The sequence below is a fragment of the Amycolatopsis azurea DSM 43854 genome (assembly GCF_001995215.1).
Classification (GTDB): Bacteria; Actinomycetota; Actinomycetes; order Mycobacteriales; family Pseudonocardiaceae; genus Amycolatopsis; species Amycolatopsis azurea.
On sequence record NZ_MUXN01000037.1, the window covers coordinates 41,990 to 64,634 of the forward strand.

The 22,645-nt window shown below is 68.3% G+C and carries 23 protein-coding genes and 1 riboswitch; of the genes, 15 read left to right on the forward strand and 8 right to left on the reverse strand.

Annotated elements, in window-relative coordinates:
• The first annotated feature begins 100 nt into the window (after positions 1 to 100).
• A complete protein-coding gene (locus B0293_RS41330) occupies positions 101 to 805 on the forward strand; it encodes an alpha/beta fold hydrolase (RefSeq protein WP_039916417.1) in 705 nt (234 codons plus the stop codon).
• Here the strand turns inward: B0293_RS41330 and B0293_RS41335 are convergent.
• From B0293_RS41335 to B0293_RS41355, 5 genes are all read right to left on the reverse strand, one after another.
• A complete protein-coding gene (locus tag B0293_RS41335) occupies positions 795 to 2,768 on the reverse strand; it encodes a hypothetical protein (protein WP_005153954.1) in 1,974 nt (657 codons plus the stop codon). The genes B0293_RS41330 and B0293_RS41335 overlap by 11 nt on opposite strands.
• Positions 2,769 to 2,922: 154 nt before the next feature.
• Positions 2,923 to 4,326, reverse strand: a complete 1,404-nt coding sequence (locus tag B0293_RS41340; protein ID WP_005153955.1) for an ABC transporter ATP-binding protein — start codon at positions 4,324 to 4,326, stop codon at positions 2,923 to 2,925.
• Positions 4,323 to 5,108: an ABC transporter permease gene (locus B0293_RS41345; RefSeq protein WP_005153957.1), complete on the reverse strand. Its 786-nt coding sequence runs from the start codon at positions 5,106 to 5,108 to the stop codon at positions 4,323 to 4,325. Before B0293_RS41345 ends, B0293_RS41340 begins: the two co-directional genes overlap by 4 nt.
• A complete protein-coding gene (locus B0293_RS41350) occupies positions 5,102 to 6,043 on the reverse strand; it encodes an ABC transporter permease (protein ID WP_039916419.1) in 942 nt (313 codons plus the stop codon). The genes B0293_RS41345 and B0293_RS41350 overlap by 7 nt, the downstream gene beginning before the upstream one ends.
• A 1-nt stretch (position 6,044) precedes the next feature.
• Complete coding sequence (locus tag B0293_RS41355) at positions 6,045 to 7,553, reverse strand: ABC transporter substrate-binding protein (RefSeq protein WP_077241514.1); 1,509 nt, start codon at positions 7,551 to 7,553, stop codon at positions 6,045 to 6,047.
• Positions 7,554 to 7,633: 80 nt separating this feature from the next.
• Positions 7,634 to 7,803, reverse strand: a riboswitch (cobalamin riboswitch).
• 21 nt (positions 7,804 to 7,824) lie between these two features.
• On the opposite strand from B0293_RS41355, the gene B0293_RS41360 reads away from it, so the two are divergent.
• The 6 genes from B0293_RS41360 to B0293_RS41385 all read left to right on the forward strand — a co-directional run bounded on the left by B0293_RS41360 (position 7,825) and on the right by B0293_RS41385 (position 15,047).
• Positions 7,825 to 8,568, forward strand: coding sequence for a class I SAM-dependent methyltransferase (locus B0293_RS41360; protein WP_005153964.1), 744 nt, complete (start codon positions 7,825 to 7,827; stop codon positions 8,566 to 8,568).
• 1,252 nt (positions 8,569 to 9,820) lie between these two features.
• Entirely contained in the window at positions 9,821 to 10,984 is a 1,164-nt protein-coding gene (locus B0293_RS41365; RefSeq protein ID WP_280619557.1) for an acyl-CoA dehydrogenase family protein, read from the forward strand.
• A gap of 68 nt (positions 10,985 to 11,052) precedes the next feature.
• The gene (locus B0293_RS41370; RefSeq protein WP_005153974.1) at positions 11,053 to 12,159 is read left to right on the forward strand and encodes a zinc-dependent alcohol dehydrogenase; all 1,107 of its coding nucleotides are present in this window, start codon (positions 11,053 to 11,055) and stop codon (positions 12,157 to 12,159) included.
• A 76-nt stretch (positions 12,160 to 12,235) separates the two neighbouring features.
• On the forward strand, positions 12,236 to 13,669 hold the full coding sequence (locus B0293_RS41375) for an alpha,alpha-trehalose-phosphate synthase (UDP-forming) (RefSeq protein ID WP_005153975.1): 1,434 nt from the start codon (positions 12,236 to 12,238) through the stop codon (positions 13,667 to 13,669).
• A 23-nt stretch (positions 13,670 to 13,692) separates the two neighbouring features.
• On the forward strand, positions 13,693 to 14,172 hold the full coding sequence (locus B0293_RS41380; RefSeq protein WP_005153977.1) for a flavin reductase family protein: 480 nt from the start codon (positions 13,693 to 13,695) through the stop codon (positions 14,170 to 14,172).
• Positions 14,169 to 15,047, forward strand: coding sequence for a Gfo/Idh/MocA family protein (locus B0293_RS41385; protein ID WP_005153979.1), 879 nt, complete (start codon positions 14,169 to 14,171; stop codon positions 15,045 to 15,047). The genes B0293_RS41380 and B0293_RS41385 overlap by 4 nt, the downstream gene beginning before the upstream one ends.
• Positions 15,048 to 15,109: 62 nt before the next feature.
• On the opposite strand, the gene B0293_RS41390 is transcribed toward B0293_RS41385, so the two are convergent.
• A complete protein-coding gene (locus B0293_RS41390; RefSeq protein ID WP_005153992.1) occupies positions 15,110 to 16,579 on the reverse strand; it encodes an MFS transporter in 1,470 nt (489 codons plus the stop codon).
• A 172-nt stretch (positions 16,580 to 16,751) separates the two neighbouring features.
• On the opposite strand from B0293_RS41390, the gene B0293_RS41395 reads away from it, so the two are divergent.
• The 3 genes from B0293_RS41395 (at position 16,752) to B0293_RS41405 (ending at position 18,342) form a co-directional block, all read left to right on the forward strand.
• Positions 16,752 to 17,099: an ArsR/SmtB family transcription factor gene (locus B0293_RS41395; RefSeq protein ID WP_039916424.1), complete on the forward strand. Its 348-nt coding sequence runs from the start codon at positions 16,752 to 16,754 to the stop codon at positions 17,097 to 17,099.
• Between the two features lie 186 nt (positions 17,100 to 17,285).
• Positions 17,286 to 17,669: a VOC family protein gene (locus B0293_RS41400; RefSeq protein ID WP_005153994.1), complete on the forward strand. Its 384-nt coding sequence runs from the start codon at positions 17,286 to 17,288 to the stop codon at positions 17,667 to 17,669.
• 220 nt (positions 17,670 to 17,889) lie between these two features.
• On the forward strand, positions 17,890 to 18,342 hold the full coding sequence (locus B0293_RS41405) for a hypothetical protein (protein WP_005153995.1): 453 nt from the start codon (positions 17,890 to 17,892) through the stop codon (positions 18,340 to 18,342).
• On the opposite strand, the gene B0293_RS41410 is transcribed toward B0293_RS41405, so the two are convergent.
• Both B0293_RS41410 and B0293_RS41415 read right to left on the reverse strand, forming a co-directional pair.
• Positions 18,339 to 19,229: a helix-turn-helix transcriptional regulator gene (locus B0293_RS41410; RefSeq protein ID WP_005153996.1), complete on the reverse strand. Its 891-nt coding sequence runs from the start codon at positions 19,227 to 19,229 to the stop codon at positions 18,339 to 18,341. The genes B0293_RS41405 and B0293_RS41410 overlap by 4 nt on opposite strands.
• A 51-nt stretch (positions 19,230 to 19,280) precedes the next feature.
• On the reverse strand, positions 19,281 to 20,084 hold the full coding sequence (locus B0293_RS41415; RefSeq protein ID WP_039916426.1) for an SDR family oxidoreductase: 804 nt from the start codon (positions 20,082 to 20,084) through the stop codon (positions 19,281 to 19,283).
• A 306-nt stretch (positions 20,085 to 20,390) separates the two neighbouring features.
• On the opposite strand from B0293_RS41415, the gene B0293_RS41420 reads away from it, so the two are divergent.
• From B0293_RS41420 to B0293_RS41435, 5 genes are all read left to right on the forward strand, one after another.
• Positions 20,391 to 21,071, forward strand: a complete 681-nt coding sequence (locus tag B0293_RS41420) for a S1 family peptidase (RefSeq protein ID WP_245191890.1) — start codon at positions 20,391 to 20,393, stop codon at positions 21,069 to 21,071.
• A gap of 232 nt (positions 21,072 to 21,303) precedes the next feature.
• Positions 21,304 to 21,993 (forward strand): serine hydrolase, encoded by a 690-nt coding sequence (locus B0293_RS41425; protein WP_245191892.1) that lies wholly within the window; start codon positions 21,304 to 21,306, stop codon positions 21,991 to 21,993.
• Positions 21,965 to 22,093, forward strand: coding sequence for a hypothetical protein (locus B0293_RS44775; RefSeq protein ID WP_005154009.1), 129 nt, complete (start codon positions 21,965 to 21,967; stop codon positions 22,091 to 22,093). The genes B0293_RS41425 and B0293_RS44775 overlap by 29 nt, the downstream gene beginning before the upstream one ends.
• Before the next feature lie 104 nt (positions 22,094 to 22,197).
• On the forward strand, positions 22,198 to 22,386 hold the full coding sequence (locus tag B0293_RS41430; RefSeq protein WP_005154019.1) for a hypothetical protein: 189 nt from the start codon (positions 22,198 to 22,200) through the stop codon (positions 22,384 to 22,386).
• Positions 22,386 to 22,583, forward strand: coding sequence for a hypothetical protein (locus B0293_RS41435; RefSeq protein ID WP_039916428.1), 198 nt, complete (start codon positions 22,386 to 22,388; stop codon positions 22,581 to 22,583). The genes B0293_RS41430 and B0293_RS41435 overlap by 1 nt, the downstream gene beginning before the upstream one ends.
• Positions 22,584 to 22,645 lie beyond the last annotated feature (62 nt).

Sequence of the window (22,645 nt, forward strand, 5' to 3'; positions counted from 1 at the left end):
CGGGGCACCTGAAAGTGCCGTATTGCCCGGGTGGCCACCGCGCGGACACGATGATCACGGTTACCGAAGAGTACCGAGGCACGAGGAGGAACTGCCGGACATGGCCACATTTCTGCTGGTACACGGCGCCTGGCACAACGGGCGGAGCTGGGATCGCGTGGTCCCGGAACTGGAGTCGGCGGGGCATCGGGTGTTCGCGCCTTCGCTGACCGGCCACGGCGACAAGGCGCACCTGCTGAGCCCCGAGATCGGCCTCGGCACCCATGTCGACGACATCGTCGCCCTGATCGAAGCCGAGCGTCTCGACGACGTCGTCCTCGTCGGGCACAGCTATGCCGGCATGGTCATTTCGGGAGTCTCGAACCGCGTCCCCGGGCGGATCGCGCATCTGGTGTTCCTCGACGCGATGGTCCCGGAAGACGGCGAAAGCGCTGTCGACGTCCTGCCGGTCACTAAGCAGCTCATCGACCTCGTCGTGGACGGCTGGCGGGTTCCGCCGATGCCGGAGCAGCCGCCGCCATTCGGTCTGTTCGGAGTCACCGACCCGGACGACGTCGCCTGGTTGCGCTCGATGCTGTCGGACCAGCCCGTGGGGTGCCTCCAGGAACCGGTCCGGCTGGACGACCCGGCCGCGCGCATGATCCCGCGCACGCACATCCACTGTGTCGTGGGGAAACCGGAGGGCATCACGCGGCGCCCCGTTCCGGCGGGTGAGCGGACGCGGGAGTTGCCGACCGGTCACGACTGCATGATCACGATGCCCGCCGAACTCGCCGCGCTGCTCGCCGAAACGGCTACCGGATGACCGGCTGAGCCTCCGCGCTCCCGGTGGCTGGCCAGCGCACCGCGTGCAGCTGGCCGCCGCCGTTCTCGGACGAGCCCACGATGTCGCCGCGGGCGTTGGTGCCGTTGGCCTTGGTCCGGCGTCCGCCGGGCAGCGCGGGGAGCACGGTCAGGGTGCCGTCCGGGTCCCAGCGCAGCGCCTGCCCCACGACGCCGGATTCGGACCAGCCGGACACGACCCCGGTCGCGCTGATCCCGCTCGCCTCGCCGTGGTGGGCGCCCTCGGGGAGGGACAGCGCGGTGACCCGGCCGTCGGGGCTCCATCGGACGGGGTGGAGCCCGGAGTAGCCGACGACCTCGCCACGCTCGTTGAGAGCGACCGCGGTGGTGTTCTTCTCGCCGGGCAGCCCTGGCAGCTCGGTCACTTTCCCGTCCAGGTCCCAGCGGACCGCGTGCTGGCTGATGTCGTTGCGGGGGCCGGAACTTCCGACGATCACCCCGTGGCTGTCGATCGCCGCCGCGGAGCCGCCGGCGTCGCCGGGCAGGAGGGGTAAGAGACCCGGTGTGCCGTCCGGGTCCCAACGCGTCGGCTGTGTGCTGCCCCGCAGGGCGCTCGCGCTGCCGACGATGACCCCGCTGTCGTTGATCCCCGCGGCCCGGGAGTGATGGTTGTGGTGCTCGGGTTCCTTGAGCATCGTGATGGTCCCGTCCGGTTCCCAGCGGATCGCGCGATGCTTCGCGGTGTCGGTACCCACGATGACGCCGCGAGCGTTGATGGCGTTGGCGTACCGGGTGTTGCTGTCCGGGGAGAGGTCGGTGATCGTGCCGGAGCGTGTCCAGGTGACGGGATGCAGTGTGGCATCGGGCATGAGCGATTCGCCGATGACCTGTCCGCGCGCGTTGATCGCTGAGGCCTCGGCGTACTCGTGCCCGGGGAACGAGCGGCTCAGATCGGTGGCCTTGTTCGGTGCCGTCCACCGCGCGGCGTGCCGCCCGTGTACGGAGGTCTGTTCGGAGTAACCCGCCACGACGCCGCGAGAGTTGATCGCCGTACCCGTGCTCTGGTCGTGTCGCGGCAGTGCGCCGAGGTCGGTGACCACGTCCCGGGCGTCCCACGCCACCGCGGAGTGATGGCCGCCTCCGATGCCGGAGCTGCCGGTGATGACACCGGAGTCGTTGATCGCCTTGGCACCGCCCACCGGGTCCTCGGGGCGAAGAGGGGGCAGGGCGGTGGCGGTACCGTCCGCGTCCCAGCGCACCGGATGGGCACCGGAACCACCCACGACGATTCCGGCGTTGTTGACGCCTTCGGCCGCGCTGCGGTTGCCGCCGGGAAGCGGGGCCAGCCGGACGACCGTGCCGTCGGGCTCCCAGCGCACGGCCTGGTCCCCGGAGGTCCCGACGATCACGCCCGCGTCGTTGATCGCCGTGGCGGCCGATCGGGAATCGCCCGGTGCCAAGGGAAGCAACGTCAGCACGCCGCTCGCGTCCCACCGCGCCGCGCGCAGGATCGCGGGGGAGCCGCTCGTGACCGTGCCCGCCACGACGCCGCCGGAGTTGATCGCGGTGGCTTCCGAGTACCCGTAGCGCTCGGGTGAACTCAGTTCGGTGAACGAGCCGTCTTTACGCCACAGCACGGGCCGCCGGACGGAGATGTCGTCGTAGGCCGAACCGGCGATGAAACCCTTGGCGTTGATCGCCAAGGCCTCGGTCATGTGGTGCCCGGGCGCCGTGAGCGGGGCCACCGTGCCGTCGGCGTTCCAGCGTACGGCGATCGACCCGTCGACCGGGGTGTAGTAGGCGCCGACCATGACACCGTCGGCGTTGATCCCGGTGACACGGCTGTCACTGTCGCCGTGCATCGCGCCGAGGTCGACGACCTGCGCCGCCGCTCCCGCCGCCTCCTGCGCGCCGCCCACGGCGATGGTGCCGCCGAGCAGCAAGACCGAGAAGAGCTTGCACAGCAAGAACTTTTCCCGCGCCACGCGAATCCCTCCCGATGCGCCCGAGTGCGGTGTCCACCGGAGTATGGCGAAGCCCGGGCGTCGGCGGGAACCGCTGATCGGACGCGGGCGGGCTCGTCCGCTCGCGCTTCGCGCAGGCGATCGACGTCCATTGTGGACATCGAGCCATTTCTTTTCACAAGGGATTTAAGGGAGAAATCAGTCGCCCCTCGGTGAGAGCGAGGGTGCGATCCGCGGCGAAGACGTCGTCGTGGCTGATCATCAGCAGCGCGGTGCCATGCCGGTTCATCGCGGCGGTGAGGATGTCCAGCAGCCGCGCGCGGTTGACCGCGTCGAGCGCCGACGTCACCTCGTCGCAGATCAGCACCCGGGGATGGGCCAGAAGAGCGCGGGCGACGGCGCAGCGTTGCAGTTGCCCGCCGGACAGCCGGTCCGGGCGATGGTCGGCCGGATCGACACCGAGAGAACGCAGGACTTCCGACGCTTCGAGCCGGGCGGCCTGACGACTGGAACCGCGAAGGAGACAGGCGCTGTCGGCGACCTGGTCGAGCACTCCGCGGAACTCGTCGAAGGACGCGCGGCTGTCTTGGTGGACGTACTGGATCGCCCGCAACTGCGCGCGCCCGCGACGGCGGGCCGGCCGGGAAAGGCGGACTCCGTCGACTTCGATCGTGCCGGCGCTCGGCGGGGTCAGCCCGGCGAGCGCGCGGGCGAGCGTCGTCTTGCCCGCACCCGAGACGCCGATGAGCGCGGTACGGCTGCCCGCCGCCAGCTCCAGATCGATGTCCTCGATGAGCGTCGTCCGCCCGGCGCGCACGGTGAGTCCCCGAACGACGAGTACCGGAGAAGACGGCGAAGACGCAGGCGATTCCACAAAGGACTCTCGCCTGGGCGCGATTTCACCCGGAACCAGGCGGCGGTCGCGGAGTTCGGCGACGTCACCGGGCATGGCGCGGGCGAGAGCGAGGTCGTGGGTCAGGATCAGCAACGCCGTTCCGGAAAGGGAAAGCTCGACGAGGCGGGCAGTGAGCACCGCCCTGCTCTCCGGGTCCAGACCACTCGTGGGTTCGTCGAGGACGAGCACCTCCGGCCGGGTCACCAGCGTGGTGGCGAGCGCCATGCGCTGCTGCTGCCCACCCGAGAGCTGATGCGGGAACCGGCGCCACAAGTCCGGCTCGAGTCCCGCTTCCGTCAGCGCGGTGCGAGCCGCCGTCAGCCTTGCCGCCCGGCCGCGATGGCGGATCGCGGCGAGTTCGGCCAGCACCGGTCCGCAGCGGCGGACCGGGTCCAGCACCGCCGACGGCTGCTGCGGCAGGTGACCGACGACCCCGGCCCGGATCCGCCTGAGGTCGGCGCCGGTGCGGCCCAGCAGCGCGGATCCCGCCAGCCGGATCGAGCCGGACAGTGCGATACCGGGCCGGGCGCGCCCGGTCGCGGCCAGGCCCAGCGTGGTCTTCCCCGTCCCGGACGCGCCGAGCACGACGAGCACCCGGCCGGGTTCGAGGGCCAGCGAGACGTCGTCGAGCAGGACGGTGTCCCCGGCGCGGGCGGAGAGGCCGCTGATCTCCAGGACCGTCACAGGCTCACCCACCGGGCGGCGAGCAGCCGGTCGGTCACCAGATTGGTGCCGACGCACAACGCCATCAGCAGCGCCGCGGGCACCAGCACCACCGCGGGCGCGGTGTAGAGGGCCTCGCTGTTGCGTTCGATGACCACGGCCCAGTCCGGAGAGTCCGCGGGCAGGCCGAGACCGAGGAAGTTCGCCGACGCCAGCAGGTAGAGCACCACACCGAGCCGGGTTCCGGCGTCGGTGGCGACCGGGCCGGTGACGTACCGGGCCACGTACCCGAGCTGAATGCGCCACCACGGTCGTCCTTGCAGGGTGAGGGCTTCCACGGCGGTGCGGCAGCCGGGCGCCAGCGCCGCGGCCCGGACGACGCGGGTGATCGCCGTCAGCTGGAGGGCGGCGACGGCGGGGACGAGCACGCCGGGCCCGCGGTGCCCGGTCGCGGCGAGCACCATGAGCACCAGCAGCGACGGGAACGCCAGCACGAGGTCGAGCGATCGCATGACGGCTTCATCGGCCCACCGTCCGCGCCCGGCCGCGAAGAGACCCAGCGGTACGCCGACCAGGTACGCGAGCCCGAGCGCGGCGCCCGTCATGCCGATCATGGGAAGGCCGCCGGTGAGGATCACCGTGAGCGCGTCACGGCCGAGGACGTCGGTACCGAGCGGATGGGCGGCGTCCGGTGGCTGCCACGGCACCCCCACGGACACCGCGGGACCCGCGATCAGCGGTCCGGCCACCGCGAGCAGCACCGGGACGGCGAGCAGGAACCACCCGAACGTCCGGCTCACCACGTGACCAGCTCCCGGCGCGGCGTCAGCCGGTGCGCGACCAGATCGGCGGCCAGGTTCCCGAGCACGACGACACCGGCGAACACGAGTACGTATCCCTGCACCTGCGGGATGTCCCGGTTCTGCACGGCCTCGACTAAACCCGTGCCCATACCGGTGATCGCGAAGAGGGACTCGACGATCACCGTGCCGGTCAGCAGTCCCTCGACCACGCGGGCGAGCTGCTGCACGGCGGGGGCCGCGGCGGCGGGCAGGAGATGTGTCAGCACGACGGTGCGTTCGGGCAGGCCGAGCAGGCGCAGATGGTCCGCCACCTGTCCCCGGGTCTGTTCCGCGACGCCGACCCGGATCTGCCGGGCCACGTCGCACAGCTGCCGGGCGACGAGCACGATCACGGGCAGCACCAGGACTTCCGGCCGTACGGCCAGGTCCGTTCCGGCCGCGGTGGCGGGCAACAGTCCGGTGTAGACGGCGAATCCCGCGACCAGCAGCAGACCGAGGACGAACTCGGGGATCGAATGCAGGAACACCGTGACGGCCGTGAGCACCCGGTCGGTCCGGGAACCCTCGCGGACACCGCAGACCACTCCGACGCCCAGCGCGAGCGGGACGAGTACGAGCAAGGTCACCCCGGCGAGGACCGCGGTGGCGGCGAAGCGGCGCGTGATCTCGTCCGTCACCGGAGCGCCCGTGACGAGCGAGCGGCCGAGGTCGCCGCCGGCCAGACCTGAAAGCCAGCGCCCGAACCGGTCGAGGAGCGGCTGGTCGAGGGCGAGCTGGTGGCGCACCGTCGCCACCTGCTCGTCGGTGGCCTGCTCGCCGAGCACCACCGAGGCCGCGTCGCCGGGGAGCAGCGAGGTCACGGCGAACGTGGCGACCAGGACGAACATCGCCTGCACCGCGGCGAATCCCAGCCGGCGCAGGGCGTATCCCCGCACGTCAGGACAGGCGGGCGCGGTCGAACCTCGCCCAGTCGAAGGTGTTCGGCGGCGCGGTGACCAGCCCGGCCACCCGTTTCGACGCCGCGATCGTCCAGGTGCTGAACCCCCAGGCGAGCAGGCCGCCGGACTCGTGCACGATCCGCTGGGCGTCCCCGAACAGCGCCAGCCGGGCACCCTCGTCCGAACTGGCCGCGGCACGGTCCATGAGGGCGTCGAACTCCGGCGAGGCGAAGCCGTTGACGTTGTTCGAACCGCCGGTGCGGAAGCGCTGGTTGAGGAACGTCGGCACCGGCAGGGTCGCCGTGCGGGTGAGCGCGGCGACACCCTTGGTCTTCGTTTCGCCGAAGTAGGTGCTCGACGCGCGCGTGTTCGGCGTGACCTTCAACCCGATCTCGTTCAACTGCTGGGAAATCAGCGTCGCCGCCGTGGGGAATCCAGGATCGACGTCACTGGTCTCGACGGCGAAGTTCAGGCCCTCGGCGCCCGCTTCACGGACGAGAGAACGGGCCAGGTCCACGTCGCGTGGGCGTTGGGGAATGCCGGTGGCGTAACCGCGAAGCCCCTTGCCGAACAGGTCGTTGCCGATCTCACCGCGGCCGGCCAGCGCGACGCGGTTCAAGGCTTCGCGGTCCACTCCGGACAGTACGGCGCGCACCAGCCGCGGATCGGCGAACGGCGGCTGGGTCAGGCGAAGGATCAACCCCTGCATCGTCGTTCCCCGGGCTTCGAGCAGTGAGACCCGTCCGTCGCCCGTCAGCCGTGCCGCGGTGCCGGCCGCGAGGTCGTGGGCGTAGTCGACCTGACCGGACAGCAGCGCGTTGACCCGGGCCGTTTCGTCGTTGACCGGGACGAATTCGAGCTCGTCGATGGTCGGCGCACCGTCCCAATAGGACTCGTTCTTGCGGAACACCGCGGCGCCGCCGGGCGTGAACGAGACGAAACGGAAGGGACCAGAGCCGACCGGCGCGCCGAAAGCCGTCGTCCCGGCGGGCACGATCTCCGCGCCCGGTGCGCCCCAGCCCGACGGGAATTCGAAGTCGGGCGCGCCCAGCACCAGTTCGAGTTCGCCAGGTGACACCGCTTTGCTGCGGGTGAAGTCCACTTTCGCGAAGTACTGCCGGGACGAGGAGGCCAGGGCGGGGTCGGCGACCCGCCGGAAGCTGTACAGGACATCGTCCGCGGTGACCGGGCGACCGTCGTGGAAGGCCGCCTGCCGCAGCCGGATACGCCAGCGCGTACCGGAGTCGTCGCTATCCCAGGATTCGGCCAGCCGCGGCCGCAACGAGGTGTCGGCGTCGTAGGCGACCAGCGTGTCGAAGAGCGCCTTCGCCCGCGCTTGGTCGACGAAGAGCGACACCTGAGAGGGATCCAGTGTCTCCTTCGAACCGCCCGCGGCGAACGCGACTCGCAACCGGCCCGTGTCCGCGGGAGCGCCCCCGCAGGCCGCCAAAGGCGCGAGGGCGGCCAAGGCGAGCACTCGCCGACGGCCGATCGGATGACGCGTCACAGTAACCTCCGGGACATCGAGCACTGTCCCGGGCGCGCGGACGCGCTGAAACGGGACCCCGCTCCGCACTCCACGACAGTTGGGGCTGGCAGTACCCGGCGGGCAGTCCGGCTCACGGCGCGAAGACGTTCGGTCAGGCCGTTCACGGTTGCGGGTCAGCGCCGGATTCACACCGGCTTCCCCCGACGGGCACCTTCTTACGTTGTGGCGCACACGGTAACCCATGGGCGCCTTGTGCTACACAGGATCAAGATCACGAAAGGGGAGTGCGGTGGACGAAAAGCTCGCGGCGGGCTGGGTGCGACGATGGGATGTCCAGCAGGAACGCTACATAGCCGACCGTGAAGAACGGTTCGACGTCCTGATCGACGTCGTCGAGCACGTCTGCCGCGATATCGCCGAGCCGCTGGTGCTCGACCTCGGCTGCGGCCCGGGCTCACTGTCCACCAGGCTCGCCCGGCGCCTGCCGCACGCGCGGGTCGTCGGCGTCGACACCGACCCGTTCCTGCTCGCGCTCGCCAGGGCGAGCCGTCCGGACGACGCGAACATCGAGTACGTCCAGGCAGATCTCGCCGGAGACGGCTGGCTGACGTGGCGGACGATCGACGCCGCCGTCTCGACGACCGCCTTGCACTGGCTGAAGCCGGATCGGCTCGCCGACGTCTACCGTCGCCTCGCGGACGTGCTGCGCGAGGGTGGGGCGCTCGTCAACGGCGACCACTTCTACGACGAGCAGCCGGGCATCCGCGACCTGGCCGAGGCCGTCAAGGGCCGCCGTGCCGCCCGGGCCGGAGTCGAGGCGAACGAAGACTGGAAGGGCTGGTGGGCCGCGGTCGCGGCCGATCCCGCGCTGCGGGCGGAGTTCACGGCCGACGAGCTGAGCGGCGTCTCGACCGGTTACGGCAACAGGCTCAGCCCGCAGGAACACACCCGATTGCTCCGGGAGGCGGGCTTCGCGGAGGTGGCCCCGGTGTGGCAGTTCGGCGACGACTTCGTCCTGACGGCATTGCGCTGACCCGGTCGTGTCCCGGGATCGTCCGTGAAGGCCTCCTTTTCATCAAGTTGTCGGACGTCGCGGACCCGGAGGGCAACAAGATCAACTTCGTGTGGGAGAACCCGAACTACCAGCCCCCGTCGGAGTAGGGCTGACGTTCGGCGGGCAGGCTTGACCCAGGCGGGCGGCCGGGTGGAATTCGTTCCCCGGTCGCCCGCTTTGTTCGTCGCCGAAGTCCGGGGATCTGGAGGCGGCGGCGATACATAAAGGGCTGTACCGAGGTGTTCATTTTTCGGATTTCGTATCCGGTGGCGCTTCGATGGGAAGTCGTCGCAGATGTTCGCGATGTTGGCACGGTGTCAAAAGTGATCCGCTTCCGCAATGAACATGCAATTTCTTCGTGTTCGCGCCGAGGTGTGAGCGGTCGCCGACTCCGGGGTGTGAAATCGAATGACGGTACGCGGCCAAGGTCGCGCTGGGCGACGGTGGCGGTCCCGCGGAGTCGTGGGGTGGTGTGGTCGCGTTGGTGTTCACCGCGCGACGGCAGTGGTCCGCCGAGTACGACAACGCCGAACGGCTCACCGACCTTTGTGTCAAAGCCGTCGAGCAACCCGCCGTTCGCCACGGAGGGGCTCTATTCACTCGAACGCGTCGCCCTGGACGATCTCGACGTCGCCGGTGTCATGTCGTTCGACGAGGCGACGTTCGCCGTAGTGCCTCATGCGGCCAGGGTGCGAGGGTCGACGGCCTCGTCTGTCCACTTCGGACCATCGCCGCGGTTAACGGCGTTAGCCAAGGTGTCCCGGGCCGGTTAACCTGACGGAAACGCAGGTTTTCCACAGTGGACCATTTCTACGCTCCACCGAACGTGATGGTGCGCTGACTTTGAGTCAGAAAAGGAAAACGATCACCGTGGAAGGTCCATTGTGGACGGACAAGTCGGCCACTGCCGATGTGGGTAATTTTGCCGCACCGCGGTACGAATTCCTGATCGGCTGACCGATATTACGCCCGAAAGGGAAGTTGTGACGGTCGGACCACTGCGTCGTTGGGCCGATCCAGTACCGCCGTTCGGGCCAATATGTCTTCCCTGTGGTCTAGATCACTCCCAGATGTGAACATGCCTCTTGCTCGCTTGGTGGTGCCCAGGTAATCATTGCTTCGATAGTTCGAGGAACCTAAGACTATCGAAGCCTCGTTTGGGGCGAGACTTCCATTTGGGGATGGGGGAAAATTGTCATTGGATGAAGCTGTGCCGCGCCTGCTGGACCGCGTGCCGCCGACCGGTGAAATTCAGGAATGGTCGGCGAAGGTCGACAAGATCGCACCCATTATCGAGCAGTACAGAAATGACAACGAAGATCGCCGGGTGACCTCGGCCGACACGCTCGACGCCGTTCGCGAAGTAGGTCTGCACAGGATGTGGGTCTCCCGTGAATTCGGTGGCGGGCAGGTGAGCATCGCCACCGGCTCGGCCGTCATCCAGGCGCTGGCGCGTCTCGACGCGTCGGTGGCCTGGCAGGTCGGCGTTCAGGGCGCGATCGGCAGGCTCTCCGACTACCTTCCCGAGGAGACCTCTCGCAAGCTCTTCGCCGAGAGCGACAAGCTGGTCGTCGGAGGGGTCAACCCCTCCGGGACCGCCGAAGCCGTCGAAGGCGGTTTCCGGCTCAACGGGAAATGGTCTTTCGCCAGCGGTTCGGCGCACGCCGACTGGCTGGTGTGCGCGGCCCGCGTCACCGACGACGGGGAGCCGCGGCGTGGCGAAGCCGGTCCGGTCATCCGGATGCTGTTCCTGCCGCGCTCCAGTGTCACGTTCGTCGACGACTGGCACACGCTCGGCCTGCGGGGCACCGGAAGTGTCAGTTACCTGGTCGACAACGTCTTCGTCGGCGAGGACCACACGGTGGACGGAGCCGCGATGCACGCGCCGCCGCTTCCGCGTGGTTCCCGCGCCTACGGGATCAGCTACTACGACTTCGGGCCGTTCACGTCCTCGTCCACCGCGTTGGGAATCGCCCAGGACGCGTTGCACACGTTCAAGGACATCGCGCTCCGCAAGACGCCGACGGGCGGATCGGGCACCCTGGCGGGCAGTCACGTGGTCCAGGACAAGCTGGCCAGGATGGAAATGGCCGTGCACAGCAGTCGCCTCGTCCTGGCGCACGCGGCCCAGCAGGCGACCGAACACGGCGCGGACGGCGGTGACGAGCTGACCTCGCTGATCCGGCTGACGGTGGCGACGGTCGCCGAGAACGCGTGCCAGGTCGTCGACACCGCCCATCAGTACGCGGGCACGAGCTCGCTGTACACGACGAGCAGGCTCGAGCGGAATCTCCGGGACGTGCGTTCCGCGGTCAAACACATCACGCTGTCGCATTCGCATTTCGAGATGGTGGGCCAGTACCTGCTGACCGGGAAATTGCTCATGCGCCGCTGAGGTGCCTTTTTCCGCGCTCGCTCGTTTTTTCTTTTACTTTTCTGAGGGGATTGATGATGACTACCTCCGTGTCCACGACCACGGGCCGTCCGGGCATTCCGCTTCCGGCCACCATGAAGGCATTCCACCTGACCGCGCCGAGGAAGACGGAATTGGCGACGGTGCCCGTTCCGGCGACTCCCGAGGACGGCCTGCTGCTCAAGACGCGCTGCGTCTCGATCTGCTCGACGGACATTTCGGTGTTCGAGGGACACCTGTTCCCGCCGCAGTACCCCGTCGTCCTCGGCCACGAGTACCTCGGCGAGGTCGTCGAGATCGGCTCGGACTTCGACAACGACAGCGCCGGCCTGGAGGTCGGCGACCGGGTCGTCTACTGGGGACAGACGGACTTCGAGGGGCTGGCCGAGTACCGGTCGGTCCGGCCGATCTTCTCCGGGCAGGTCAAACGCGACGTCTTCTGGACCGACCGGAACTTCCTCGACGACCGCCGTGCGGCAGCGGTGAAGATCCCGGCCGAGATGAGCGATCTGGAGTGCTCTTTCATCGAGCCGACCACGGGTGCGCTGCGGTCCATCCTGAGCAACCCGCCCCACATCGGGGACAAGGTGCTGATCCTCGGCACCGGGCCGATCGGGGTCATCGCCGGCCGGATCATCAAGCGGCTCTTCGCCCCCAATTCGGTGGTGTCGGTGGACCTCAACCCGAACCGGAACGAGTACGCCGCGCAGAACTTCTCCGACCACGCGTACCTGCCGGACGAGCTGAACGCGGCGGTCAACGAGGGCACTTTCGACTACGTCTTCGACACGCTGCCCACCATCAAGAACGTCGACGAAGAGCGTGACCCGCGCCGGATGGCGATGCGCAAGCTCAAGCCGCGCGGTCGCTACGTGCTCTACGGCGCGTCGCAGGAGATGCAGAAGTTCGACACGTGGCTGATGCTCGCCAAGGGCATCAACATCATGTCGGCGCCGTTCGACGTGTCCAGTTTCCCCATGCACCACAGCGCCAACGTCATCTACTCCGCGATGCAGATCCTGATGAGCGGTGTCGTCGACGGTTCGAGCCTGCTGTCGTCGGTCTGCATGTTCGACGACTACGACCGGCTGGTGTCCATTTTCGAGAACTACCGCAGCACCACCGACCTGAAGACCATCGTGGACTTCAGGGGGTGATCTCCCCGGGTGGGGGACAGCGGCGTCCCCCTCCCGGCGGTTCTGCTTCCTTGGTCGCTCTCACCTGGAGAGGTTCATGACCGATCGTTCGGAATTCGTGGTCGTCGCCAACCGTTTGCCGGCGAGCGTGCACCGCACCGGGACCGGGGCCGAGGTCTGGCGCCGCAGCCCCAGAGGTCTGGTCAACGCGCTGGAGCCGTTGCTGCGCAAGCGGAGTGGCACCTGGGTCGGCTGGCCGGGGACCTCGGGCACGGTGACCCCGCCCGAATCCCTCGGCAGGATCCGGTTCTCGCCCGTCTCACTCGACGAACACGCTGTCGCCTCGTTCTACGAAGGATTCTCCAATTCCACGTTGTGGCCGCTGTACCACGACGTCGTGATGCCGCCCGCTTATCGGCGAAGCTGGTGGGACAGCTACGTAGAGGTCAACCGGCGCTTCGCCGAAGCCGCCGCGGAGGTCAGCGCGCCCGGTGCCACCGTGTGGATCCACGACTACCAGCTGCAGCTGGCCCCGGCGATGGTGCGCGAACTGCGCCCCGACGTCCGCATCGGCTTCTTCCTGCACATCCCGTTTCCGCCGGTCGAGTTGTTCATGCGTCTGCCCTGGCGGACCGAGATCGTGCGCGGGCTGCTGGGGGCCGACCTGATCGGTTTCCAGCGTCCGGGCGGGGCCCAGAACTTCCTCTGGCTCAGCCGCACGCTGACCGGGGCGGCGCAGGTGCCGAAACAGGTCGGCGCGGGACCGTTGGGCGGCGCGATCGACCTCGGCCACCGGTCGGTGTCGGTCGGCTCGTTCCCGATCTCCGTCGACGCGGGCACCTGGGACACCCTGTCCAGGGATCCGCGAGTGCGAGACCGTGCGGAGCAGATCCGCGCCACGCTCGGGAATCCGCGGCGGGTGCTGCTGGGAGTGGATCGCCTCGACTACACCAAGGGCATCGACGTCCGTCTCCACGCGCTGGGGGAGTTGCTCCGGGAAGGGCGGCTCAACGCCCGGGACACCGTGATGGTGCAGATCGCCATTCCCAGCCGCGAGCGGGTCGAGCACTACCGCCTGATGCGCCGCGCGGTGGAGCGCGAGGTGGGCAGGCTCAACGGCGAATTCGGCGCGGTGGGCCATCCGGCCGTGCACTACCTGCATTCCTCGATCGACCAGCGCGAGCTGGCGGCGTTCTACCGCGCCGCCGACGTGGCCGTGGTGACTCCGCTCCGGGACGGCATGAACCTGGTGTGCAAGGAGTACGTCGCCAGCCGCCACGACCTGACCGGCGCGCTGGTGCTGAGCGAATTCGCCGGCGCCGCCGGGGAACTCACGGATTCGTTCCTGGTCAATCCGTACCACGTCGAAGAGGTCAAACAGGCGATCATGCAGGCCGTGACCCTGCCCGAGGCCGACACGCGGAGCCGGATGCGACGGCTGCGGGACCACGTGCTCGACCACGACATCGACCATTGGGCCACGTCGTTCCTCGACGAACTCGCGACCGAGCACGTCAAGGTCGCGACCTAGGCCGAACAACAACTGGGGGAAAGATGCCTGTTCTCGCGGAAGACTTCACCCGCGCCATGACCCGCGTTCCCGGCCCGGTCACCGTGGTCACCACGGCCGACGAGTCGGGGCGGCGCTGGGGCTTCACCGGAACCTCGTTCAGTTCCCTGTCGCTGGACCCGCCGCTCGTCCTGGTGTGCCTTGGCAAGAAGGCCAGCACCCATCACGCGTTCACGACGGCGTCCAGGTTCCTGATCAATGTGCTCGGCCGGTCCCAGGAAGGTGTGGCTTCGCGCTTCGCGACCTCGGGCGTCGATCGCTTCGGCGCCGGCGACGCGGTCCCCGTCGAGCACGGGCTGCCCGGATTGCCGCAGGCGGTGGCCCGGTTGTCGTGCTCCACTCATTCCATTCAGGACGGTGGGGATCACAGCATCCTCATCGGCCTCGTGGAGGCCGTGCACGTGGGCGACGGTGATCCCCTGGTGTACGTCGACCGGTCGTTCACCCGGCCGGAGCCTCGGTGACGCCGGTGCGGGTCGCGATCCTCGGGACCGCGCACCCGCACCTGGCGGACCACCGGGAGGCGATCCGGCGCGATCCCCGCGCAGTCGCGGCCCCGGGGCTCGACCACGCCGACGCCGTCATCATCGACTCGGTGACCGCGGATCATCCGCGGCTGCTGCGGGCGGCGATCGAAGCGGGAAAACCCACGTTGGTGGAAAAGCCTCTCGCCGCGACGGTCCCGGAAACCGCCGAACTCACAGCCCTGATCGACGCGGCCGCGGTCCCGGTGACCACGGCCATGTTCCTCCGGTGCGCACCCGCCTTACGCGGGCTGCGCACCTTTTTGTCGGAAGAACCCGGCGGTCCGGTGACATCGGTGCGGGCCCGCTTCTCGCATCCGGGTCTGCTCGACGGCTGGTTCCGCGGACCGACCGCGTGGATGCTGGACCCCCGCCAGGGCGGCATCGGCGGCTTCGCCGACCTCGGGATCCATTTGCTCGACCTGTTGCTGTGGCTACGCCCGGGCGCGAGCCTTCGTGCCGTCTCGGCCGTGAAGGAACACGCTCCGGGAATCGCCATGGACGTCGGCGGAACGGCGCGTCTGGAATGGGACGGTGTGCCGGTGACGCTCCACTGTGGATGGAGGTCGCGTCCCGGCGGCTTCGACGTCCGCGTCGACTGCGCCCGAGGATCGTGCACGGTGAGCGGTGGGCGGCTCATGATCGTCACCGGTACCGGGCACCGGGCGGAGAACCATCCGCCACCGGACGCGGCCGCCGTCGTCCCCGCCTGGCTGGACCGGCTCCACGGCGTCGCGAGCTGGGAACCGCCCACCAGCGGCGACATCGCCCGGTGCGCGCGGCTGCTCCAGGAGATCGACGACGCGGCGGGCTGAAGGGGGGTTGGGGTCGCGGCGGGCCGACCGCTCCGATCCGGCCCGCCGCGACCCCCGAGCGGCTACGGGACTCGCGCGGTCGCGGGCTCGCTCTCGCCGGCCTTCTGGTCGTCCCCGGGGACGGGCGACTCGGAAGTCCTGGGGTGGACGAGAGTGATCAGCAATCCCAGCAGCATTCCCGCGGCCGCGAGCAGAACGGCGAGGAATCCGCCGTCGGCCGAGGCGATCCGCGCTTCTTCACCGGTGAGTCCGGTGGTTCCGGCGTTGGCGACGGCGATCAGGATGGCGAGGCCGATCGCGTAACCCAGGTTCAGCGTCGTGGTGGCCATACCGTTGGCGACGCCCTGTTCCTCCGGCGCCACGCCGGACGACGCGGCGATGAACATGGCCGTCCACACGAGACCCTGACCCACGCCGGAGATGATCAGGCCGGGCACCGCGACCAGATAGGAACTGTTCGCGTCGAAGCCGATGGCCAGCGCCGCGGTGCCGACGATGCCGATACCGAAGCCGATCCACAACGTCGGGCGGACCCCCAGCCGGGTCGCGATCTTGCCGCCGAGCTGGGTGCCGGTCGCGATGGCCAGCGACGGGACCAGGAACGCGAGCCCGGTTTCCAGCGCGGAGAACCGGTGGACGCCCTGGAACAGGGTCGTCAGGAAGTACGGCAACGCGCCGAAGGTCCCCATGTAGATGAAGGTGACCGTGATACCCACGAGGAGACTGCGGTTGCTGAACAGCCGCAACGGCATCAGCGGGTCCGAACTGCGCGCCTCGATGACGGCGAAGGCGATCAGCAGGAGGACCGCCAGAGCGGCCGCGACGAGGATGCCGACGGAGTTCCAGCCGTCCTCGGGGCCCTGGACCAGGACGTACACCAGCAGTGTCGCGCCGATGGTGACCGTCAGCGCACCCGGGAAGTCGAACTTGCGGGAGTCGGTCCGGCGCTCGTCACGCGGGATGAAGTACAGCGCGGCGAGGGCCACGATCCCCGCGAGCGGGACGTTGACGTAGAAGACCGCGGGCCAGCCGAATCCCTGGGTGAGGAGCCCGCCCAGCAGCGCTCCCACCGTGAGACCGCTCGCTCCCGCGCCGCCCCAGACGGCGAGTGCCTTGTTCCGCCGGGGGCCTTCTTCGAACAGGGTGTTGATCAGGGACAGCGTGGACGGCAGCAGCAGCGCGCCGCCGATCCCCTGGACGGCGCGGGCGACGATGATCATCGTCGGGCTGGTGGCGAGGCCGCCGGCGAGCGACGACAGCGCGTAGAGCGTCAACGCGATCACGAAGACCCGGCGGCGCCCGAAAAGGTCCGCCGCCCGGCCGCCGAACAGCAGGAAGCCACCGGCGAAGACCGCATAGGCGCCGACGACCCACTGCAAGGTCTGATCGGAGAAGCCCAGGTCCGCGCCGATCTCGGGCAGCGCGACGAAGACGATGTTCAGGTCGAGGGAGAAGATCAGCTGTGCCAGCGCGAGCAGCGCCAGGGTCCAGCCGAGCGAGCGGTGGCCCGCCGCTGTAGAGGGTGACGACATGGCACGCGACTCCAAGTTCAGGTCAGCAGAAGTACGACTGTACGAAATTTAACGTACTATCGAGCGGAGCGGAACCCGAGTCCCGAGATCGGTTCGAGAGTTGACGTACTGTAATCGTAGGACGACCGTACGATAGTGCGCGTTCGGCCGCACAATCGTCTACACTCGCGGCATGATTGCCCAGCACCCCGAACGTGACCAGATCCGACTGGAGAACGTGCTCGCGGCCTTGGGCAACCCCATCCGGCTCAACATCGTCCGGATCCTCGCCCAGCGCGGTGAGCAGGCCTGCGGGACAGTCGGCGCCGACCTCGACGCCACGATGTCGAAGTCGACCCTGACCCACCACTGGCGGGTACTGAGGGACTCCGGCGTGATCTGGCAGCGCCCCGCGGGACGCGAGAACCTGCTCTCGTTGCGCACCGAAGACCTCGCCGAGCGCTACCCGGGCCTGCTGGCGTCGATCCTCGGCTGCGAACAGGAGTCCGAGAAGACTTCGCTGGCCGCTTCGGCGGGCTGAGCAAAGGGCACTCGCTGCCTTGGCGCGGGTTGCGCGATCTGGTTGAGGGATGGGACGATCACGAAGTCAGCCTGTGACGAGAGGAGGTGCGGTCGAGATGTTCACTCATGAGAAGCCCGCGCCTCATCGTCGGCACCGCTGACCTGCTGTGGCTTTGGGGCGCATTCATCCACTTTGGAGAGTGCGATGGTCGCGAACATTCACAACATCACCTTCGATACGACCGGTGATCCGTACGAGCTGGCGCGATTCTGGTCGGTTGCGGTCGGCCGCCCGATGCGCGTCGAGGACGAACCTGGCGACCCCGAGGTGTCGCTGACCGCCGAGGGACAGCCGACGATGCTGTTCATCCGAGTACCTGAGGGCAAGGCGGCGAAGAACCGCGTACACCTCGATCTGCAACCTCAGGATCGCACCCGGGACGAAGAGGTCGACCGACTGATCGGTGTCGGCGCGAAGATCTTCGAGGATCACCGCCGGCCGGACGGCACCGGCTGGGTCACGCTCACGGACCCGGCAGGCAACGAGTTCTGCGTGGAACGCAGCGCCGCCGAACGAGCCGCCACGTAACACCGGCTGGGGGCGGTCCGCGCCGGTGCGGCAGGTGTTTGCGTGATGTGACAATCCGACCTTGATTTCGAGGGCCCGGTTTGTGGTGGATTCACGTAGTCGGGTACAGCGACGTCCTGACACGCTTGCCGCACCAGCAGGAAATCTCCCAGAAGGAATTCTCATGTCCCAAGAACCTATTAGGTCAGCGCGCTTCGCCCGGTCCGGTGTGGCGGCGCTAGTGACACTGCTCGCCATTTTCGGGTTGGTGGTCGGCGCGGGTCCGGCGCAAGCCGGTTCGCCCGCCTCCGTGGGCAAGACCAAGTCCATCACCGTGCCGATGGACCTGCAGGACAAAGGCGACGTGACCACCAACACCACCGTGACCGGCACCTGTGGCTCGATCAGCCTCGACATCTCACTCGTCGGCAACGGCGAGCTGGATCTCAAATTCGGTTACCGGAGCACACAGGGGCCGGTGCGTTCGCACAACATGGTCGGCGTGTACGCGAATGCCCCCACATTCGTGATCGGCTCTTTCGGCGATGTGGGTTTCCCGAACCTCGCGGAATTCGAAACCACGGATACGGTCGACATCGGAAGCCCCGCGGTTCCGACGGCGGTCTTGACCGTGCGGGTCCTCACCCCGAACGGCCCGTGCTTCGGCGTCGTCGGCGATTTGCTCGGAAATTAGCCACCTGATCCGGCGGGCAACCTGGAGACAGCCGGGTTGCCCGCCCATGACGCCAAGAGGGCCAGACCATCCGCAGCCGCGGTGCCGGCGGGCGCGGTGTAGACGGTCAGGAGCAGGCCGGGATCGGCCGGCAACTCCATCGATTCGACGTCCAGGTCGAGCCGGCCCACGACCGGATGGTGCAGGCGCTTGCGCCCGGACCGGTGGAGGCGAACGTCCTGAGATGCCCATCGCTGCCGAAAGAGTTCACTGCGTGTCGATAATTCACCGACCAGAGTGATCAGCTCCTCGTCGTGCGGATTGCGCCCGGCTTCCATGCGTAGCTTCGCGGCCACATCGCAGGCGATGCGGTCATAGTCGACGAAGAACGTTTCTGCCGCTTCGGGATCCAGGTACACGAACCGCGCGGTGTTCGCCGGTCGTCGTGCGTCGGTCAGGACCGGTGAATACAGCGCGCGGGCAAGGTGATTCGTGGCCAGCACGTCATAACGGCCGTTGCAGATCCACGCCGGCACATCAGTGATGGCATCGAGCACCTGCTGAAGCGGCGGACGCACCGTCGCGGTGGGTCGCCGTCGGCGTGGACCGCCGGGCGCCCTGGACTGCCGCGCGAGGTGGAAGAGGTGATCGCGCTCGGCCTCGTCAAGCTGCAAGGCAGAGGCCACCGCGTCGAGCACCCCGTCAGAGGTGCCGGCGAGGCTGCCGCGCTCCATCCGCACGTAGTAGTCGACCGATACCCCTGCCAGGAGAGCCACCTCTTCGCGACGCAGACCTTTGACCCGGCGGTTGCCACCGTAGGCGGGCAGTCCGGCCCGCTCGGGCGTGATCCGCGCGCGACGCGAGCGGAGGAACTCCTTGATCTCGGTGCGCGGATCGATCTTGGTCACCCCTTCACCCTAGGCTCTGTCCGCAGGCGGAGGGAGGTTCTGCTGGTACCCCTAAGTGCCTGTCGCGGTCGTGGCGATGCCGCCGTCGACCGGGATGATGGTGCCCGTGAGGTAGGACCCGGCCCGGCTGGCGAGGAACACGGCGATGCCTGCCATGTCGTCGTCGCGGCCGAGCCTGCGCAGAGGGGCCTTCGCCGCGATCGTGTCGCCGACGGCCTCGAGCGTGGCCGCCATCATCTGCGACGGGAACGGTCCTGGGGCCACCGCGTTCACCGTGACGTGCTGGGGGCCCAGTTCCCTGGCCAGCACCCTGGTGAGTTGGTGGAGCCCCGCTTTGCTGCTGGCGTAGGAGTAGTTGGGCGACTCGGCGACGTGGACGGCGGCGATACTGCCGATGTTGATGATCCGCGCGGGATCATCGGCGGTGCCCGCCCTGCGAAGCGCGGGGAGCAGCGCCTGCACCAGCCAGAACGGCGACTTGAGGTTGAGGTCGATCACTGAGTCCCAGGCCTCGTCCGGAAACGTCTCCAGCGGCTCGCGCCACATCGCTCCCGCGTTGTTGACGAGGATGTCCAGGCGTTTCGAGTCGGCCTCGACCAGATCGGCGAGGCGCTGACACTCCTCGTGCCTGGACAGGTCGGCGGGGATTGCTTGAACATCGCCGAATTCGGACAGCAGATGCTGCGCCTCCGCGCACGCGTCGGCCTTGCGTGAGCTGACAACGACGCGAGCGCCCGCCTGGAGAAGGCCGCGCGCAATCATCAGCCCAATTCCCCTGGTGCCGCCAGTGACAAGTGCGTACTTCCCAGTCAGATCGAAAAGGTCTGTGTGAGGGATGGACTGGCTTTCCGCCATGGGTATTCGTTCCTTCCATCGTGGAAGCAATGTGGTGGGGTAAAGCTGCCGGTTTAGTCGGAGTGTTGTCGGCGCTTTCGTTCCGCTCAAACAGGTTGACAGGTGTCCTGGACGTCCGGGAGACCCTGGTGATACAGGTACTGTGAGAGCCACCTTCGCCTGATGTGCTGACAACCCCGGTAGGGGCGTGCACGGATCTCGGCGGCCGACGGCTTTTGATCACTCGTCAGGTTGACTCCGGTTGTGCCGGTGGCCGTGCGGCACTGGACTGGTCGTACATATCCAGTCTCTTCAGGACGGAAGGACATGACCATGTTCGGCTGCTCTCGCCGCAAGCTGGCCGGGGTGCTGATTTCCTCGGCTGTGGCCATTTTGCTGGCCTGCCCGGTCGTTTCCGCGGCACCGTCTGCGGTCGGTGCGGCGCGGCAGTCGACACTGAAGGGCGGTGATGCGATGTACACCGTCTCGCCGGGACCCGGCCGTGAACCGTATTACTGCTCAGCGGGGTTCGCGATCCTCGTCAAGGACGTCCGGTACATCCTCACGGCCGGCCACTGCACCGAACACGGGCTGGATTGGGAAGGCATCGGCCCCAATGTGGACACCCACTTCCCGGTGACCGATTACGGCCGCATCCGGGACCTCTCCGGCTCCGGGCCCAGCCAAGTCGATCTGTACGACGGCCGCACCCAGCGGATCCTTCGCGCGGGTATCCCGCAGGTGGGGCAAACGGTGTGCAAGAGCGGCATGACCACGAAGAAGACGTGCGGAAAGGTCCTCGGCCTCAACCAGACCGTGAACTACGGCAAGGACAAACAGGTCATCGGGACGATCGCCACCGACATCCCCATCGGAAGCGGCGACAGCGGTGGCCCGTTGTTCTACGGCGGTGTCGGCTACGGAGTGCTGTCCGGCGGGAACAGCCAAGTCAGCTTCTACCAGCCACTACGGACCGTGCTCACCGCCTACGGCGCCACCCTCGCCTGAAAGGAAGACACCCAAGTCGCCGTGCGCGACCCCTCCCATTCGGCGTGCCCAAACACTACAAAGCACGCAGGTGGATATCCGGGGGATTCCCGGATATCCACCTGCCGTCCGACCATCCCGAGGGACTCGTCGCGCACGCCCGGAGGCCTTCGGCAGCAAGGCTTTCGCTTCTTCTGTCGCCGCTCTGGCGGCTGATGACCAGTGCCCATTCGAAGCACTTCCGTGCGTCTTCTTGCCGTGGGAGGTGCTCGTCCGCCCGCACGCCGTCGGGCACGCGGTCACGGACGGGAGGCCCGAGGTGTCCCGTTCGCTGGGCATCAACCGGGCAGGGAACCCGGCGGGCGGGCTGTGGTCCTCGGCCCGCGATCAACTCCGCTGGGCGCGGTTCTTCCTCTCGGGTGACACGAGCGGATCGCGGCCCATCAGCGACGCGGGACGGGGCGCGCTGATCCGGCCGCAGCGACCGGCCGCCCTGGGGTTCGAAGAAGTCGGGCTGTCGTGGCTGCGCACCCGGCACGGCGACACCGACCTGGTCCGCCACGGCGGTAACGTCAGTTTCCTTCAAGTGTCGGAATTCGCGATGATCCCGGAGCGGGGATTCGCCGTCACGGTGCTGACGAACAGCGGAGGCGGCGGGGCCTTGGGCGCCGCGGTCCTGCACTGGGCGACCGAGCACATCGCGCACGTGGCTCCTCCGGCACCACGGCGAGTCGTCGGCTCTCCGGCGGGCCGCCTCGCCGACTACATCGGACGGTTCGAAACCGGCGATCTCGCCATCGACGTCACCCTGTCCGGCGGCGCGCTGCGAGCGCAGATGGTGCTTCCCGACGACGCGGGAGTGACCGGGCCCCCGCCCTTCGAGATCGCGTTCGTGGACGACGACGTCTTCGCCCGTGCGGTGGACACCCGCCACCGCAGCTGATGGTCGCGGGTCCTGCCCGGTCATCCTCGCCACCTACGAGATCGTCTGCTCGAAGTACGCCGACCCCGAGGTCACCGAGGTCGCCAAGGCCATCGCCTGACCCTGAACGCCGGGTCGCTCGTCGTGATGAGTGTAAGGAGGGCTCGGAGGGGGTATCAGGACTCGTTTCGTCAGCTCGTTGCCCAGTGAACCGGAGGTCCCACGATGCCCCCGAGATCCGATTCCCCGCCGTCGTCGGACGTCGTCGCCCAGGCACTGAAGGTGCTCGTCTCCCAAGGCTTGGCCGGGCAAGCGGCGCACGCGACCTTGAGAACGATGGCGCGGGAACGGGGACTTTCGGTGACGTGCTGTGCCGCGCTCATCGTGTCCGCGCTCGACGGGCGGGTGAACTGATGGATCTCGCCGAAAGGCCGCCTCGTGTGAGAGAGGCCGAGCAGTCGGAGACGGCGGTGGTGGGTGGAGGCGTCCTGGTCGCCGTCGGTCCGGTCGTCGTGTTCTTCACCTGGTGGTCATGGTGGACGGTGGTCGGCATCGTGCTCACCGCGGCCGGTGCTCTGTGGCTCGGCCGGGCCGATGAGCAGTACGGGTGAGCACAGGGAAAGATGTGTGAAGCGGTGTCGCCGTCGGTGGCCACGACGGCGATGAGGTGGCC

Excerpts from the sequence above, each read along its gene's own strand:
- B0293_RS41330 (WP_039916417.1), top strand. The coding sequence starts at position 101 with ATGGCCACATTTCTGCTGGTACACGGCGCCTGGCACAACGGGCGGAGC.
- B0293_RS41375 (WP_005153975.1), top strand. The coding sequence starts at position 12,236 with ATGACCGATCGTTCGGAATTCGTGGTCGTCGCCAACCGTTTGCCGGCG.
- B0293_RS41380 (WP_005153977.1), top strand. The coding sequence starts at position 13,693 with ATGCCTGTTCTCGCGGAAGACTTCACCCGCGCCATGACCCGCGTTCCC.
- B0293_RS41390 (WP_005153992.1), bottom strand. The coding sequence starts at position 16,579 with ATGTCGTCACCCTCTACAGCGGCGGGCCACCGCTCGCTCGGCTGGACC.
- B0293_RS41395 (WP_039916424.1), top strand. The coding sequence starts at position 16,752 with ATGATTGCCCAGCACCCCGAACGTGACCAGATCCGACTGGAGAACGTG.
- B0293_RS41400 (WP_005153994.1), top strand. The coding sequence starts at position 17,286 with ATGGTCGCGAACATTCACAACATCACCTTCGATACGACCGGTGATCCG.
- B0293_RS41415 (WP_039916426.1), bottom strand. The coding sequence starts at position 20,084 with ATGGCGGAAAGCCAGTCCATCCCTCACACAGACCTTTTCGATCTGACT.
- B0293_RS41420 (WP_245191890.1), top strand. The coding sequence starts at position 20,391 with ATGACCATGTTCGGCTGCTCTCGCCGCAAGCTGGCCGGGGTGCTGATT.
- B0293_RS41430 (WP_005154019.1), top strand. The coding sequence starts at position 22,198 with ATGCCCCCGAGATCCGATTCCCCGCCGTCGTCGGACGTCGTCGCCCAG.
- B0293_RS41435 (WP_039916428.1), top strand. The coding sequence starts at position 22,386 with ATGGATCTCGCCGAAAGGCCGCCTCGTGTGAGAGAGGCCGAGCAGTCG.